Raw genomic sequence first — 14,725 nt, 5'->3', positions numbered from 1 at the left:
GCTATTGAGTGGCGCTTTGGGGTGTTCCGGCGGCCCCGCCGCCCAGGGCCGTTGCGGTGAAGGCCGTCATTTCAGCCTCCTGCGGATCGACGATGGAGCCGGCCCGTATCCGCTGAATACCGTTCACCACTACCTTTTCTCCGGCGGTGAGGCCGCTTTCGATCACCCGCAGGCCGTCAACCAGCTGGCCGATCGTAACACCGCGCTTCTCTATTTCGTTTTCCGCGCCCAGCACATAGACGAAGCGGCCGGACTGGTCGGAACTGATCGCCCGCTCGGTCACCAGGGGCAGGCCCTGGCGTTCGGTGACCGGCACTCTTACCCGCGCGAAGAGGCCCGAAATCAGGGCAGCGAAGGGCCCTGGATTCTCGAAGCGCGCACGCAGCTGTAAGGTACCGGTCTCCGGGTTCAATGCGGACTCGGCAAAGTCGAGAACACCAACGAAAGGGTAATCCTCGCGGTCGTCGGTTGCCATCTCGACCCGCAGGTTGCCCTGTGCCTCCGGCGCTGTGCCGGCCGCCTTTTCCGCCTCGGCCCGGTACTCCTCCATCCCGGCCAGCAGATCCCGTTCGTTGATGTTGAAATAGACGAACATCGGATCGTTGGCCGTGATCGTGGTCAGCAAAGTCGCTTCGCCTTCGCCGACCAGATTGCCGACGTCGACCAGGTTGCGCCCTACGCGCCCGGCGATGGGCGCGCGGATGTCGGTGTATTCCAGGTCCAGTTCGGCCTGGCGCAGGGCGGCCTGCTTCACGGCAACCTCCGCCGCCGTGGTGCGAGCCGCGGCCTCGGCCTCGTCCAGCTTTGCCTGTGAAATGTTGCCGCGCTGGATCAGGGTCTGTGCCCGTTCCAGCGCGCGGTCGGCTTCGACCTTCCTGGCTTGGGCGCTGCTGACTTCCGCTTTCGCAATCTCCAGATCGGCCTGGTATTCGCGCTGGTCGATCACGAACAGGGGGTCGCCTTCGCCGACCTGACGGCCGGGTGTAAAAGACATGCTTCGCAACTCGCCGGTCACGCGAGCCCGCACATCGACGACGGCGGCCGCCTGGGTCGTGCCGGTGAAATAAAGATAGTCGGTGATGTCCCGGATCGCCGGCGTGGCCACTGTCACTTTCGGCGGCGGCGGTTCAACGTAGGTGTTGCTTTCTTCGCAAGCTGTAAGGGCAAGAAGGGTCAGGACCAGCGGCAGACGTCGCATCATGGTATTCAGGCCCCTGCATGCAGTCGGCGGTGGCGGGCAGCATAGCCCAGGCTTTGGGCGGCTGGCTATCCGTCATCACGGAAGAAAACCGATCGCGCGGAAGAGGAGACACGCTCGACGACAATTGCGTGGCCGGCGGTGCGGCGATCCACGCGGCCGAAGCTGTCCCTGCAGCGCCGGTGCCGAAGGTGACGAACAACAGCGCGGAGCCTGGCGGCACTGGCGATGACCCGACCCAAGGTGACACGCTTGGGCGAACAGTCGTGTCACGCCCCCGGTGCGCTCATGGCCAGCAGCCTGCGCAGCAGGTTCGCGGTGCCGCGGGCGTCGTCGATCGAGATGTGGTTGTGCGGCACATGGCCAAGCCATTCGGCCGGAAAGGCCTCGGCCGAGCATTCATGCAAGGCCCGGCCCGTCCGCCCGGCGGCGAAGGCCTGGATGCAAAGACCTGCGGTGAAAAACAGCCGCTCGCCGATCCAGGGGCCCTTGAGCATACGGATATCGGCGAAGCGCCTGAGGTAGTAGTCGATCCAGGCCCCGTCGAAGGCCAGCGGCTGGGCTGCGAAGATCGGTTGGCCCGGCAGGCTGCGCACCCAGGCGGCGTAACTCTGCATGACCTCCGCCGGCGGTTTTGGGTCTCGCGTCGCCGCCGCCCAGGCTTCCGGGAAGCCCTTGAACCATTCCATGGTGACCGGGTCTTCGCCGGCTTCCGGCAGGCTTGCCAGCACGGCCTGGAAGAAGTCGATCTCCTCGCCCTCGGCGTCTATGGCGACCGAGGCGAAGGCCAGCATTGAGTGCTGGCCCGGGGTCGGTCCGTTCACCTCGATGTCGGTGACCACATAGACGGGATTCATCACAGCTCGTATCCGGCTGCAGACAGGGCTTCGCCTGCATGTGCACAGTAGAGGGCGTTGCACTCGTCGTCGAAGTGGTTCTTCCAGTCGCCGGAGATCCCCTTGCGCAGGAAGCTCTGGGCATCGGCCTCGCCGGGTTGGCGCCCGCCGGAGAGGACGCTGAAGGCATTGCGCGCAACCACCGCTTCGACGGTTGCCGGGGTGGAATCGCAGTCCAGCCAGGTAAAGAGCCGCGTCATCTCCGCCGCCGTATCCTCAAGCATCGCTTCGTAGCGCAGGGAAAAGTGGCGTCCCGGAAAGCTTGCCGAGTCCTTCTGGAACCTGGCCATGGTGTCGCGCCAGGTGACCGCGTGCCCCTCGATCCGGCCAAGGAAGTCGGCGCGGTTTTCGCCTGAAAGGGGCTCGCGATCCGGATAGAGGTGGAACCACAAGGAGACGAAGCAGTCTCTGCCGTCCCGTGTCGTCGAGATGACCCGCGCCTCCGGCAGAATGGCCCGCCAGGTACCGAGCCGGCGCTTGTAGTCAGGGTCTTTGTCGCCGATCCAGCGCAGGCCGGCGGATTTACCGGCGGCTGCCGCCGCGCGCTCCACGGCGCACAGCCGGTCGAGGAAAAAGTACTGCATGGCGGTCAGCAACTGCGCTTCGCCCAGTTCCCGGTAGATCGCCGCTTCCTTGTAGATCTTCGCGTTGGTCTTGGAGAGGGCGGTATTGTACTCGCGGATGGCTGGAGCAAGGTGAGTAAGCAAAACGTTCAGTTTGCTCTCACCGCCACAGGCCACCTCGGGATGACTGTCGAGCAGCCGCTGCAGCCAGGTGGTGCCGGACTTGGTGACCCCGGTCACGACGAACAGACCCAAGCTTTCGAGCAGAGCGCGAAGCTGTCCGGTGTCCGCCATCAACGTCATCCCGCGAATCTCCTGCCTGCAAAAGCTGCGCGCGCCCCCGTGAATATCCGGCGGGCCTGGGCTTGTCCACCGGTCCGGCACCGCAACCGGCGGTTCCGTTGAGAAATAATTCCGCTGACGCCGTGACCCCGGCAGCCCCAGGGGCTGCCTCGGGATTGTCCCGTGCGTACTGCGGGCGCCCGGCAGGTGTTGCGCGGCAAAAGGGCTTGAAACCAGAGAGCGTGGCAGTCATTAAAGGAGATGCCGCCCGATGCCGCATCACCGAATGCTGATACGCGCTTTGGCGGCGGCTTTGTGAAGCGGGGGCGTCATACAACCTGGGGGTCACCCCGACGACGCCTCACTTTGCGGTAGGTGGTTTTGCGCGGCCGGCCACGGCTGCGGGGCAGACAGGGGAACTCCATCAGATGAAGATCGCGATACCCAGGGAGCAGCGCCCGGACGAGGCGCGCGTCGCAGCCTCGCCGGAAACGGTCAAGAAGCTGATCAACCTGGGTTTCGAGGTTTCGGTCGAGACCGGCGCCGGTCTGGGCGCGGCCATCACGGATGAGGCTTATGAGAAGGCGGGCGCCACCATTGCGCCGGACGCGACTGTAGCCTTTGGCGATGCCGATGTGGTGGCCAAGGTGCGCCGCCCGCTGCCCGACGAACTGAAGGGCGTGAAGTCCGGCGCCCTGCTGGTTTCCATCGTCGATCCGTTTCGCGCCGGGGACGAACTGGGACCGCTTCAGAAGGCCGGCGTGACCGCGTTTGCCATGGATCTGATCCCGCGCATCACCCGTGCCCAATCGATGGACGTGTTGTCCTCCCAGTCCAACCTGGCGGGCTACAAGGCGGTGCTGGACGGTGCGGCGGTCTATGGCCGCGCCTTTCCGATGATGATGACGGCGGCCGGCACGGTGCCGCCGGCCAAGGTGCTGGTCATGGGTGCCGGCGTCGCCGGCCTGCAGGCGATTGCGACGGCGCGGCGTCTGGGCGCGATCGTCTCCGCGACTGACGTGCGCCCTGCCGCCAAGGAGCAGGTCGAAAGCCTCGGCGCCAGCTTCGTGGCGGTCGAGGACGAAGAGTTCAAGCAGGCCGAAACGGCCGGCGGCTACGCCAAGGAGATGAGCCCCGAGTACCAGAAAAAGCAGGCCGAACTGATCGCCGAGACCATCAAGAAGATGGACATGGTGATCACCACGGCGCTGATCCCCGGGCGCCCGGCACCGAAGCTGGTGTCGGCCGAGATGGTCGCGTCGATGAAGCCGGGTTCCGTGGTCGTCGATCTTGCTGTGGAGACCGGCGGCAACTGCGAACTGTCCAAGCCCGGCGAAGTCGTCGAGACCGGCGGCGTCCAGATCGTCGGTTACGTGAACGTGCCCGGCCGCCTCGCCGCTGATGCTTCGGCGCTCTATGCCCGCAACATTCTCAATTTCATCGAGCTTCTGGTCGATAAGGAGACCAAGGCCCTTGCCATAGACTGGGAAGACCAGATCGTCGCCGAGACCTGCATCATCCGCGACGGACAGGTGGTTCACCCCGCCCTGGCGCCCAAGGATGCGGCTCCGCCGCCGGCCGCGGACTCCCCAGCGCCCGAGCCGGCGCCCGGGCCATCGGCGGAGGAAGCTGCGCCCGAAAACGGCGCTGCGGCGGAACCCGAACCTGAATCCGAACCAGGGCCCAAGCCCGACGGCGACAAGCAAGGAGGCTGACGGTCATGGCAAACGAGACTTTCTCCGAACGGGCCGCAGAGATCGCCAACGAGGCACAGGCCTTGGCCAATGACGTCGCCTCCCTGGCGGTCGAGGCCAGCCGGCTCTCGGTGGAGAGCGGCGCGGCGGGCGGCGTTTCTCCTCTGGTCATCGGCCTCACCGTTTTCGTTCTTGCCGTTTTCGTCGGCTATCACGTGGTCTGGCGTGTGACGCCGGCGCTGCATTCCCCTTTGATGGCGGTGACCAACGCGATCTCCTCCGTGATCATCGTCGGTGCCCTGATCGCCGCCGGGCCGGCGGACTTCGGCTTCAGCGAAGTCATGGGATTCCTCGCGGTCGTTCTGGCATCGGTCAATATCTTCGGCGGCTTCATCGTCACCCAGCGCATGCTGTCCATGTTCAAGAAGAAGAAATAAGGGGGCCGGACAACCATGAACGCTGATCTCGCCGCGCTGCTCTACCTCGTCGCATCGGTCTGTTTCGTCATGGCCCTGCGCGGGCTGTCGCACCCGACGACCAGCCGCACCGGCAACATTTACGGTATGGCCGGCATGGCCATCGCCATTGTCACCACCCTGGCGATGCCCGGCGTCGTCAGCTACGCGCTCATCATCGTCGGCATGCTGATCGGCGGCGCCATCGGCACGGTCATCGCCCTGCGTATTCAGATGACCGCCCTGCCGCAGCTGGTCGCCGCCTTCCACTCGCTGGTGGGTCTGGCGGCGGTCTTCGTCGCTGCCGCGGCCTTCTACAAGCCGCAGGCCTATGGCCTCGGGGTACCCGGCGATATCCAGATCACCAGCCTCGTCGAGATGTCACTCGGTGTCGCCATCGGCGCCATCACCTTTACCGGCTCGGTGGTTGCCTTTGCCAAACTGCAGGGCCTCGTCAGCGGCAAGCCGCTGGTCTTCCCCATGCAGCACCCGCTGAACGCCGCCCTCGGCATTCTGCTGGTGGTGCTGATCGTGGCCCTCTGCCTCGGCCAGTCGGGTCTGGTGTTCTGGCTCATCGTGCTGATCGCCCTGGTGCTCGGCTTTCTGCTGATCCTGCCGATCGGCGGCGCCGACATGCCGGTCGTGGTTTCCATGCTGAACTCCTATTCCGGCTGGGCGGCCTGCGGCATCGGCTTCACGCTTCAGAACAACCTGCTGATCATCACCGGTGCGCTGGTGGGTTCCTCCGGTGCCATCCTCAGCTACATCATGTGCAAGGGGATGAACCGCTCCATCATCAACGTCATCCTTGGCGGCTTCGGCGGCGAGACCGCGGGTGCCGCAGGGGGGGATGACGAGGACCGCACGGTGAAGGCCGGCTCGGCCGACGACGCCGCCTTCCTGATGAAGAACGCCAGCAAGGTCATCATCGTCCCCGGCTACGGCATGGCCGTCGCCCAGGCCCAGCATGCCTTGCGCGAGATGGCGGACTTCCTGAAGAAAGAAGGCGTCGACGTGCGCTACGCCATCCACCCGGTGGCCGGCCGCATGCCCGGCCATATGAATGTGCTCCTCGCCGAGGCCAACGTCCCCTACGACGAGGTCTTCGAAATGGACGAGATCAACCGGGACTTCAACGGCACCGACGTGGCCTTCGTCATCGGGGCCAACGACATCACCAATCCGGCGGCCAAGACCGACCCGGCTTCGCCGATTTACGGCATGCCGATCCTCGATGTCGAGAACGCCGGGACGGTGCTTTTCGTCAAGCGGTCCATGGCCAGCGGCTATGCCGGCGTGCAGAACGAGCTGTTCTTCCGCGACAACACCATGATGCTGTTCGACGATGCCAAAAAGATGTGCGAGCACATCGTCAAGGCGATGGAAGCGGACTGAGGCCGAGAGAGGCCCCGCGGCCTGGCAGGGTTCGCGGCGAGGCCGCGATCTGGGCCGATAGAGGTCGCAGCCGGGACAGTTTCGGCACCCGCTCTGGGTCCTAATGAGGCTTGGCCGAACCGCCAGCAGGCGGCGCCTTGGCAGCCGTCCCATCAGCAGGAAGCAGGAGAGACGATGCAAGAACAGAGGAAGATTCCCGCAACCGTCATCACCGGATTTCTGGGTGCCGGCAAGACCTCGGCGATCCGTCACCTCCTGCAGAACGCCAAGGGGCGGCGCATCGCCCTGGTGATCAACGAGTTCGGTGACCTGGGCGTCGACGGCGAGATCCTGAAAGGCTGCGGCATCGAAGACTGCGGCGAAGACGACGTGGTGGAACTGGCCAACGGCTGCATCTGCTGCACCGTGGCCGACGATTTTCTGCCCACCATTCAGGCACTGCTGGACCGTGCCGACCCGCCCGACCACATCGTCATCGAGACCTCCGGCCTGGCACTGCCCAAGCCGCTGGTGAAGGCCTTCGCCTGGCCGGAGGTGCGCACCCGCACCACGGTCGACGGTGTCATTACCTTGATCGACGGCCCGGCCGTTGCCGAGGGACTCTTTGCCGGCGACCCCGAGGCCCTGGCCGCCCAGCGCGCCGCCGACGAGTCTCTCGACCACGATACGCCGCTGGAAGAGCTCTTCGAGGAGCAGCTTGCCTGCGCCGATATGGTCGTGATCAACAAGACCGACATGCTGGCGGAGGCAGATTTGCGCGGGGTCGAGGAAAGCATCGCCCGTCATCTGCGCCCGGCGGTGAAGACTGTGCGCTCGGTGCACGGCGCGGTCGATGCGGCTGTGCTGCTGGGGCTCGACGCCGCGGCGGAGGACGATCTCGATTCGCGTCCCTCCCACATCGATGCCGCCGGGGAACACGACCACGACGACTTCACGTCGTTCTCGCTGGAGTTGGACGAGACCGACGCCCCTGAGACGCTGGTGCACCGGCTGCTCCCGGTCATCGCCGAGCACGGGATCCTGCGCGTCAAGGGTTTCGCGGCGGTCACCGGCAAGGCCATGCGCCTGGTGGTGCAGGGCGTCGGCGACCGGCTGCAGCACCATTACGACCGCGACTGGCGGCCGGACGAAACGCGTCGCACGCGCTTGGTGATCATCGGCGAAACCGGCCTGGACGAGGCAGCGATCCGGGCCGCGCTGGCGGCCTGAGCCCATGCACCTGCTGCAGGCGACGCCGGGGGCCATTGCCGACGGATCGGAGGCGGTGGACCTCGGCCAGACGCCGGGCGACATCGTCTTTCTCTCCGCGGCTGATACGGAGTTGGCCGCGCTTGCCGCCGCACAGGCGGCTTTGGGGGATGACGCGCCAAGCCTGCGCCTCGCCAATCTCATGCAGCTCGGCCACAACCTCTCGGTCGATCTCTATGTCGAGCAGGTGATTTCCGGCGCCCGGCTGGTGATCGTCCGTTTGCTGGGCGGGGAGAGCTACTGGCCCTATGGCGTCGAGCAGATTCACGCGGCCTGCCGCGAGCAGGGCATTGCCCTGGCCATGCTGCCGGGCGACGAACAGCCGGACCCCGGCCTCTCGGCTTACGGAACCCTGGCGGACGACGCGGCGCTGCGCCTGTGGCGCTACTGCATCGAGGGCGGCCCGGAGAATGCACTCAACCTGCTGCGCTACGCCGCCAGCCTGTTGGGCAAGGAAAGCAACTGGCTGGAACCGCGCCCGTTGTTGCGCGCCGGCCTCTACTGGCCGGGTGCCGGCCAGCCCGCATTGCAGGATCTGCAGCGACAGTGGCGCGCCGCCGCCCCGGTGGCCGCCATTGTCTTCTACCGCGCGCTCCTCCAGGCGGGAAACCTTGCTGCTGTGGACGCGCTCATCACCGGACTGCGGGCGCAAGGGGTCAACCCGCTGCCGCTCTACTGCAGCAGCCTGAAGGATCCGCAGGCGGGCGAGGTGGTGGCGGCCCTGCTCGCCGAGGCCAAGACGGAGATCGTTCTCAACGCCACGGGCTTTGCCCTGACCGCGCCTGGCGCCGAACGCGGCAGGACGCCCTTCGACGCCTGTGACGGGCCGGTCCTGCAGGTTGTCTTCTCCGGCGGCAATCATGCCGTCTGGGCGGAGGGGATGACGGGCCTTTCGGCCCGCGATATCGCCATGAACGTCGCGCTTCCGGAAGTCGACGGCCGGGTGCTGACCCGCGCCGTCTCCTTCAAGGGGGAGGCGCGCTACGATCCTGCGACACAGACCTCCGTGGTTGCCTACGAACCCGTCGCGGATCGCATCGACTTTGTGGCGGCCTTGACCGCCAACTGGCTGCGGCTGCGCCGCATGCCGGCAGGCAAGCGATCGGTCGCGCTGATCCTCGCCAACTATCCCAACCAGGACGGGCGCCTCGGCAACGGCGTCGGGCTCGATACCCCGGCGGGAACCCTGAACGTCCTCCGCGCTTTGAAGGCCGAAGGCTATGACACCGGCGAGCTGCCGCCCGACGGCCAGGCGCTGATCGAACGGCTGGCGGCGGGCCCCACCAATGATCTGACGGCGCGCTCCGGGCGGCCCGGTGGCGAGCCTTATCCCTTGGCTTCCTACCGGCGCTTCTTCGCCCAACTGCCGCGGGCAGTGCAGGAGGCCGTTGCGGAGCGCTGGGGCGATGCCGCCGACGATCCCTTCGTCGAGGGTGACGCATTCCGCCTGTCGGCTTTTCGTCTCGGCAGGATCGTCGTCGGCCTGCAGCCGGCGCGCGGGTACAACATCGATCCCGTCGCCAGCTATCACGACCCGGACCTGGTGCCGCCGCATGGCTACCTCGCTTTCTACGCCTGGCTGCGCGAGACAATGGGCGTGCATGCGGTCGTCCACATGGGCAAGCACGGCAACATGGAATGGCTGCCCGGTAAGGCGCTTGCGCTTTCGGAAGCCTGCTTCCCGGAGGCCGTTTTCGGGCCGCTGCCGCATCTCTATCCCTTTATCGTCAACGACCCGGGCGAGGGTACCCAGGCCAAGCGCCGCGCCCAGGCGGTCATCGTCGACCACCTGACCCCGCCGCTGACACGCGCCGAGACCTATGGCCCGCTGGCGGAGCTGGAGCGCCTGGTGGACGAGTACTACGACGCAGCCGGCCTCGATCCCCGGCGCCTCAAGGTGTTGGGCGAGGAGATCCTGCAGCTCTCGGCGGCGAGCGGCCTCGATAAGGACTGCGGCATTGCCACGGAAGACGATGCAGAGACCGCGCTCGGCAAGCTCGACAATCACCTCTGCGAGCTGAAGGAGATGCAGATCCGCGACGGCCTGCATATCTTCGGCGAGTCGCCTGACGGCGGGCAGGAAACCGATCTGCTGGTGGCGCTCACCCGTCTGCCGCGCAGCCGGGGGGAGGGAGGCGATGCCTCGCTGATCCGCGCCTTGGCGCGAGACCTGGGCCTCGAAGATTTCGACCCGCTGGACTGCGTTCTGGGCAATCCCTGGCGCGGGCCGAAGCCGTCCGCACTCGGGCCCGAAGCCGGCTGGCGCAGCCAGGGCGACACGGTGGAACGCCTGGAACTGCTGGCGCAGGCCCTGGTGGCGGGGACGCGAACTGCCGATCCGGACTGGACAGAAGCCGGGAGTGTTCTGAGCACCATCGAAGCCCAGGTTCGGCCTGCCGTGGCGGCTTCCGGCGCGGCGGAGGTGGCCGGTCTCCTGCGCGGCCTCGACGGCCGCTTCGTCGCGCCCGGGCCTTCCGGCGCGCCGACCCGCGGCCGCCTCGACGTGCTGCCGACGGGGCGGAACTTCTACTCCGTCGACACCCGCACGGTGCCGACCCCGGCGGCCTGGCAGCTCGGCTGGGCCTCCGCCGAACGGCTGCTGTTGCGCCACCGGCAGGAGGAAGGGGGCTGGCCGCGGCGCTTGGCGCTTTCCGCCTGGGGCACCGCCAACATGCGCACCGGCGGCGACGACATTGCCCAGGCCCTGGCGCTGATGGGCGTAAAGCCGACCTGGGAGACGGCCTCGCGCCGTATCACGGGCTTCGAAGTTCTGCCCCTGTCGGTGCTGGACCGGCCGCGCGTCGATGTGACCCTGCGGGTTTCCGGCTTCTTCCGCGATGCCTTCCCGGCGCAGATCGATCTGGTGGACTCCGCCGCTCGCGCGGTGGCAGCGCTCGACGAACCGCCGGAGCGGAATCCTCTCGCTGCCCAGGTGGCCGACGACACGGCCCGACTGATGGCCGAGGGGGCGCCAGAGGAGGAGGCGCAGCGCCGTGCCGGCTTCCGGGTTTTCGGCTCCAAGCCGGGGGCCTACGGCGCCGGGCTGCAGGCACTGATCGACGAGCGCGGCTGGCGCGAGACGGCGGACCTGGCCCGGGCCTATCTGGCCTGGGGCGGCTACGCCTATGGCGCCGGCGCCGGTGGGCAGGCCGCGCAGGATCTCTTCGAGGCGCGCCTCAGTGGTGTGGAGGCGGTGGTCCACAATCAGGACAACCGGGAGCACGACCTGCTCGACTCCGACGACTACTATCAGTTCGAGGGCGGGATGACGGCGGCGGTGGAGCATCTCTCCGGCGCCCGGCCGCGGGTCTACCACAACGATCACTCGCGCCCCGAGAGCCCGAAGATCCGTACTCTTGAAGAGGAAATCGCCCGCGTGGTGCGCGCCCGGGTGGTCAATCCGAAGTGGATCGCCGGGGTCATGCGCCACGGCTACAAGGGCGCCTTCGAGATGGCGGCGACGGTGGACTATCTTTTCGCCTTCGCCGCAACGACCGGTGCCGTCGCCGATCATCACTTCGATGCCGTCTATGAGGCTTACCTGGAAGACCCGGCCGTGCGATCCTTCCTGGAAGACAAGAACCCGGCGGCCCTGGCGGAGATGGCGGCGCGTCTGGCCGAGGCGCAGGAGCGCGGCCTCTGGCGCGCCCGCTCCAATTCCGCCGCCGGAGAACTCGCCGCGCTCACCAAGCTGGAGGTTGCCTGAACATGGCGGAGATGAGCGAAGAGGACATCAATGCGCGGGCCAACGAGAAGGCACGCAAGCGCAAGGCCGCCCGCGACAAAATGCTTGCCGACAAAACCAAGGAAAAGGGCCTGCTGATCGTCCACACCGGCAAGGGCAAGGGCAAGTCGACGGCGGCCTTCGGCCTCGTCTTCCGGGCGCTGGGCAACGGCATGCGCGTCGGTATCGTGCAGTATGTGAAGGGCAAGTGGGAGACCGGCGAGCGGACTGCGCTGGACAGGTTCTCCGACCAGGTGACCATCAAGGCAATGGGTGAGGGCTTCACCTGGGACACCCAGGACCGCGCCCGCGACATCGCCGCGGCCAAGGCAGCCTGGGAGAAGTCGAAAGCGATGATCGAGGCCTGCCGAGGCGCGGATCGCCCTTACGACATGATCGTCCTGGACGAGCTGAACATCGTGCTGCGCTACGACTATCTGTCGCTGGAGGAGGTGGTGGCGGTGCTCGACAACCGTCCGGAGATGCTCCACATCGTCGTCACCGGGCGCAATGCGAAGCCGGAGCTCATCGACGCGGCCGATCTGGTGACCGAGATGACCCAGGTGAAGCACCCCTTCCGCGAGCAGGGTGTTAAAGCCCAGCTCGGCATTGAGTTTTGATTTTGGGAATCGCGTTTTGACGTCGACCCCGGCCATCATGATCCAGGGCACCGGCTCCGATGTCGGCAAGTCCCTGGTCGTGGCCGGGCTCTGCCGTGCCTTCGCCCGGCGCGGCCTGACGGTGCGGCCTTTCAAGCCGCAGAACATGTCCAATAACGCAGCGGTCACGGTCGACGGCGGCGAGATCGGCCGCGCCCAGGCGCTGCAGGCCCGCGCCTGCGGCGTGGCGCCGGTCACCGACATGAACCCGGTCCTGCTGAAACCGCAAAGCGAGATCGGCGCCCAGGTTGTGGTGCAGGGGCGGATTTGGGGCAACGCCAAGGCCCGCGCCTATCAGGCGCTGAAGGGCGAGCTGCTGCCGAAAGTGCTGGAGAGCTTCCGGCGTCTCTCGGCGCAAGCCGATCTGGTGATCGTCGAGGGGGCGGGCAGCCCCGCGGAGGTGAACCTGCGCGCCGGCGACATCGCCAATATGGGCTTCGCCGAGGCGGCCGACCTGCCGGTGGTGCTGGTGGCCGACATCGACCGCGGCGGGGTCATCGCCACTCTGGTGGGCAGCCACGCCGTCATTGCCGCCGCGGAGGCGCGCCGCGTTGCCGGCTACGTCATCAACAAGTTCCGCGGCGACGTCAGCCTCTTCGACGACGGGCTCAGGATCATCGCCGAGCATACCGGCTGGTCCTCTTTGGGTGTCGTACCCTTCTTTCCGGCAGCGGCGCGTCTGCCGGCGGAGGATGCGGTGGCGCTTTCGCACAGCCGCGTGGCCGAGGACCGGGCAATCAAGGTCGCGGTGCCGCAGTTGGCGCGCATCGCCAACTTCGACGACTTCGATCCGCTGATCGCCGAGCCCGATGTGGCGCTGGACTTCGTCGAGCCGGGCCGGGCGCTGCCCGGGGACGCCGATCTGGTGGTCCTGCCCGGTTCCAAGGCGACGCTCGCCGACCTTGCTTTCCTGCGCGACCAGGGCTGGGATCTCGATCTGCACGCCCATCTGCGCCGCGGCGGCCGCGTGCTGGGCATCTGCGGCGGCTATCAGATGCTGGGGCGGCGCGTCAGCGACCCCCAGGGAATCGAAGGCCCGGCCGGAGAGACGGCCGAGGGCCTGGGGCTGCTGGCGGTCGAGACGCGCCTGACAGATGAGAAGACCCTTCAAGAGGTGCAGGGGCGGCACCTGGAAAGCGGCGCTGGGGTCAGGGGCTACGAGATCCACGTCGGCGTCACCGAAGGGCCGGACTGCGCGCGGCCCTATCTTGAGCTGGCCGGGCGCCCGGAAGGTGCGGTTTCCGACGATGGCAAGGCGGCAGGCTGCTACCTGCACGGCCTCTTTACGTCCGACGCCTTCCGCCAGGGGCTGCTGGCAACGCTCGGCACGCGGGGCCACGCGGGTCTGGCTTACGAATCGATGGTGGAGGCGACGCTGGACGCCCTGGCAGGGCATCTGGAAGACCACCTGGAGATGGACAGGATCCTGGAGATCGCCCAGGGCGGAGAGGTGGCACGTTTCCCTTTGCCCCAACCCCGCCAGGCCCCCTAAAGTCCCCGCTCGAAGCAGAACAAAGGGGCGTATAAGGAGAGACGGATGAGCAAGATCGGTGTGATGGTTTGCGGTCACGGCAGCCGCGACGAGGGCGCGGTGCGGGAGTTCGAGGCCGTGGCCCGCGGTATCCGCGAGCGCCTGCCCCACTTTGATGTGGAGAGCGGCTTCCTGGAGTTCGCCCGGCCGATCATCCGCGACGGTCTGGACAAGCTGCGTGGACGTGGTGTGACCCAGTGCCTGGCGATTCCCGGCATGCTCTTTGCCGCCGGCCATGCCAAGAACGACATTCCTTCGGTGCTCAACACCTACCAGGCACAGCATCCGGAGATGTCCATCGACTACGGGCGCGAACTGGCCATCGACCCGAAGATGCTGAAGGCCGCCAGCGACCGCATCGAGGAAGCGATGAGCGGGCTGAGTGACGACGTGCCGCGCCATGAGACGCTGCTGATGGTGGTCGGCCGCGGCGCCTCCGACCCCGACGCCAACTCCAACGTCGCCAAGGTCATGCGCATGCTTTGGGAGGGGCTCGGCTTCGGCTGGGGCGAGACCTGCTATTCGGGCGTCACCTTTCCTCTGGTGGAGCCGGGCCTGGAGCATGCGGCCCGTCTCGGTTATCGCCGCATCATCGTGTTCCCGTACTTTCTCTTCACCGGCATCCTGGTGAAGCGCATCTATGACTACACTGACCAGGTCGCGGCGCGGCATCCTGAGATCGAGTTCGTCAAGGCGCCCTACCTGAACGATCATCCGGCTGTGCTGGATGCCTTTGCCGAGCGCGTGCAGGAAATCCTCGACGGCGAAAACCTGATGAACTGCAAGCTCTGCAAGTACCGCGAGCAGGTTCTGGGCTTCGAGGCCGAGGTCGGTCTGGCGCAGGAAAGCCATCACCATCACGTGGAAGGCATCGGCACCGGCGGCCATTCCCACGACCATGATCACGACCATACCCATGGGCACGGGCACCATCACCACAGCCACGGTCATGGCCACGGGCATGATCATGGACACGGCCACGGGCATGACCACCACCATCATCCTTATCCCCATGCCGACCATCCGCTGGGCCCGGTCAGCATGAAAAAGAAGTCGGCGTGACAGCCGTGGCTCGTCTTC

General features: G+C 66.8%; 11 protein-coding genes. 8 read left to right on the top strand and 3 right to left on the bottom strand.

What is annotated here, in order from left to right; genetic code table 11:
- Position 1 precedes the first annotated feature (1 nt).
- The 3 genes from ACO06P_RS06755 to ACO06P_RS06745 form a co-directional block, all read right to left on the bottom strand.
- The gene (locus tag ACO06P_RS06755; RefSeq protein WP_420349239.1) at positions 2–1,201 is read right to left on the bottom strand and encodes an efflux RND transporter periplasmic adaptor subunit; all 1,200 of its coding nucleotides are present in this window, start codon (positions 1,199–1,201) and stop codon (positions 2–4) included.
- Positions 1,202–1,467: 266 nt separating this feature from the next.
- Positions 1,468–2,055: a hypothetical protein gene (locus tag ACO06P_RS06750; protein ID WP_420349238.1), complete on the bottom strand. Its 588-nt coding sequence runs from the start codon at positions 2,053–2,055 to the stop codon at positions 1,468–1,470.
- Positions 2,055–2,960 carry a sulfotransferase family protein gene (locus tag ACO06P_RS06745; RefSeq protein WP_420349237.1) on the bottom strand — a complete coding sequence of 302 codons (906 nt, stop codon included), beginning with the start codon at positions 2,958–2,960 and terminating at the stop codon, positions 2,055–2,057. The genes ACO06P_RS06750 and ACO06P_RS06745 overlap by 1 nt, the downstream gene beginning before the upstream one ends.
- A 407-nt stretch (positions 2,961–3,367) precedes the next feature.
- Here ACO06P_RS06745 and ACO06P_RS06740 point away from each other — a divergent pair, with 407 nt between their 5' ends.
- The 8 genes from ACO06P_RS06740 (at position 3,368) to ACO06P_RS06705 (ending at position 14,707) form a co-directional block, all read left to right on the top strand.
- Positions 3,368–4,654, top strand: a complete 1,287-nt coding sequence (locus ACO06P_RS06740) for a Re/Si-specific NAD(P)(+) transhydrogenase subunit alpha (protein WP_420349236.1) — start codon at positions 3,368–3,370, stop codon at positions 4,652–4,654.
- 5 nt (positions 4,655–4,659) lie between these two features.
- Entirely contained in the window at positions 4,660–5,070 is a 411-nt protein-coding gene (locus ACO06P_RS06735; RefSeq protein ID WP_420349235.1) for an NAD(P) transhydrogenase subunit alpha, read from the top strand.
- Between the two features lie 15 nt (positions 5,071–5,085).
- On the top strand, positions 5,086–6,483 hold the full coding sequence (locus ACO06P_RS06730) for an NAD(P)(+) transhydrogenase (Re/Si-specific) subunit beta (protein ID WP_420349234.1): 1,398 nt from the start codon (positions 5,086–5,088) through the stop codon (positions 6,481–6,483).
- Between the two features lie 174 nt (positions 6,484–6,657).
- Entirely contained in the window at positions 6,658–7,692 is a 1,035-nt protein-coding gene (gene cobW / locus ACO06P_RS06725) for a cobalamin biosynthesis protein CobW (RefSeq protein ID WP_420349233.1), read from the top strand.
- A gap of 4 nt (positions 7,693–7,696) precedes the next feature.
- A complete protein-coding gene (gene cobN, locus ACO06P_RS06720; RefSeq protein WP_420349232.1) occupies positions 7,697–11,437 on the top strand; it encodes a cobaltochelatase subunit CobN in 3,741 nt (1,246 codons plus the stop codon).
- Between the two features lie 2 nt (positions 11,438–11,439).
- Complete coding sequence (cobO, locus tag ACO06P_RS06715) at positions 11,440–12,075, top strand: cob(I)yrinic acid a,c-diamide adenosyltransferase (RefSeq protein WP_420349231.1); 636 nt, start codon at positions 11,440–11,442, stop codon at positions 12,073–12,075.
- Positions 12,076–12,112: 37 nt separating this feature from the next.
- The gene (locus tag ACO06P_RS06710) at positions 12,113–13,606 is read left to right on the top strand and encodes a cobyric acid synthase (protein ID WP_420349709.1); all 1,494 of its coding nucleotides are present in this window, start codon (positions 12,113–12,115) and stop codon (positions 13,604–13,606) included.
- A gap of 45 nt (positions 13,607–13,651) precedes the next feature.
- Complete coding sequence (locus tag ACO06P_RS06705) at positions 13,652–14,707, top strand: sirohydrochlorin chelatase (protein ID WP_420349230.1); 1,056 nt, start codon at positions 13,652–13,654, stop codon at positions 14,705–14,707.
- Positions 14,708–14,725: the final 18 nt, after the last annotated feature.

It is taken from the genome of Pelagibius sp., from assembly GCF_965227505.1.
Classification (GTDB): domain Bacteria; phylum Pseudomonadota; class Alphaproteobacteria; order Kiloniellales; family Kiloniellaceae; genus Pelagibius.
This window is presented reverse-complemented; position numbering and strand designations above follow the sequence as displayed.

Coding starts and splice junctions, on each gene's coding strand:
- ACO06P_RS06750 (WP_420349238.1), bottom strand. CDS start 2,055: ATGAATCCCGTCTATGTGGTCACCGACATCGAGGTGAACGGACCGACC.
- ACO06P_RS06745 (WP_420349237.1), bottom strand. CDS start 2,960: ATGACGTTGATGGCGGACACCGGACAGCTTCGCGCTCTGCTCGAAAGC.
- cobW (WP_420349233.1), top strand. CDS start 6,658: ATGCAAGAACAGAGGAAGATTCCCGCAACCGTCATCACCGGATTTCTG.
- ACO06P_RS06755 (WP_420349239.1), bottom strand. CDS start 1,201: ATGATGCGACGTCTGCCGCTGGTCCTGACCCTTCTTGCCCTTACAGCT.
- ACO06P_RS06705 (WP_420349230.1), top strand. CDS start 13,652: ATGAGCAAGATCGGTGTGATGGTTTGCGGTCACGGCAGCCGCGACGAG.
- ACO06P_RS06730 (WP_420349234.1), top strand. CDS start 5,086: ATGAACGCTGATCTCGCCGCGCTGCTCTACCTCGTCGCATCGGTCTGT.
- cobN (WP_420349232.1), top strand. CDS start 7,697: ATGCACCTGCTGCAGGCGACGCCGGGGGCCATTGCCGACGGATCGGAG.
- cobO (WP_420349231.1), top strand. CDS start 11,440: ATGGCGGAGATGAGCGAAGAGGACATCAATGCGCGGGCCAACGAGAAG.
- ACO06P_RS06735 (WP_420349235.1), top strand. CDS start 4,660: ATGGCAAACGAGACTTTCTCCGAACGGGCCGCAGAGATCGCCAACGAG.
- ACO06P_RS06740 (WP_420349236.1), top strand. CDS start 3,368: ATGAAGATCGCGATACCCAGGGAGCAGCGCCCGGACGAGGCGCGCGTC.
- ACO06P_RS06710 (WP_420349709.1), top strand. CDS start 12,113: ATGATCCAGGGCACCGGCTCCGATGTCGGCAAGTCCCTGGTCGTGGCC.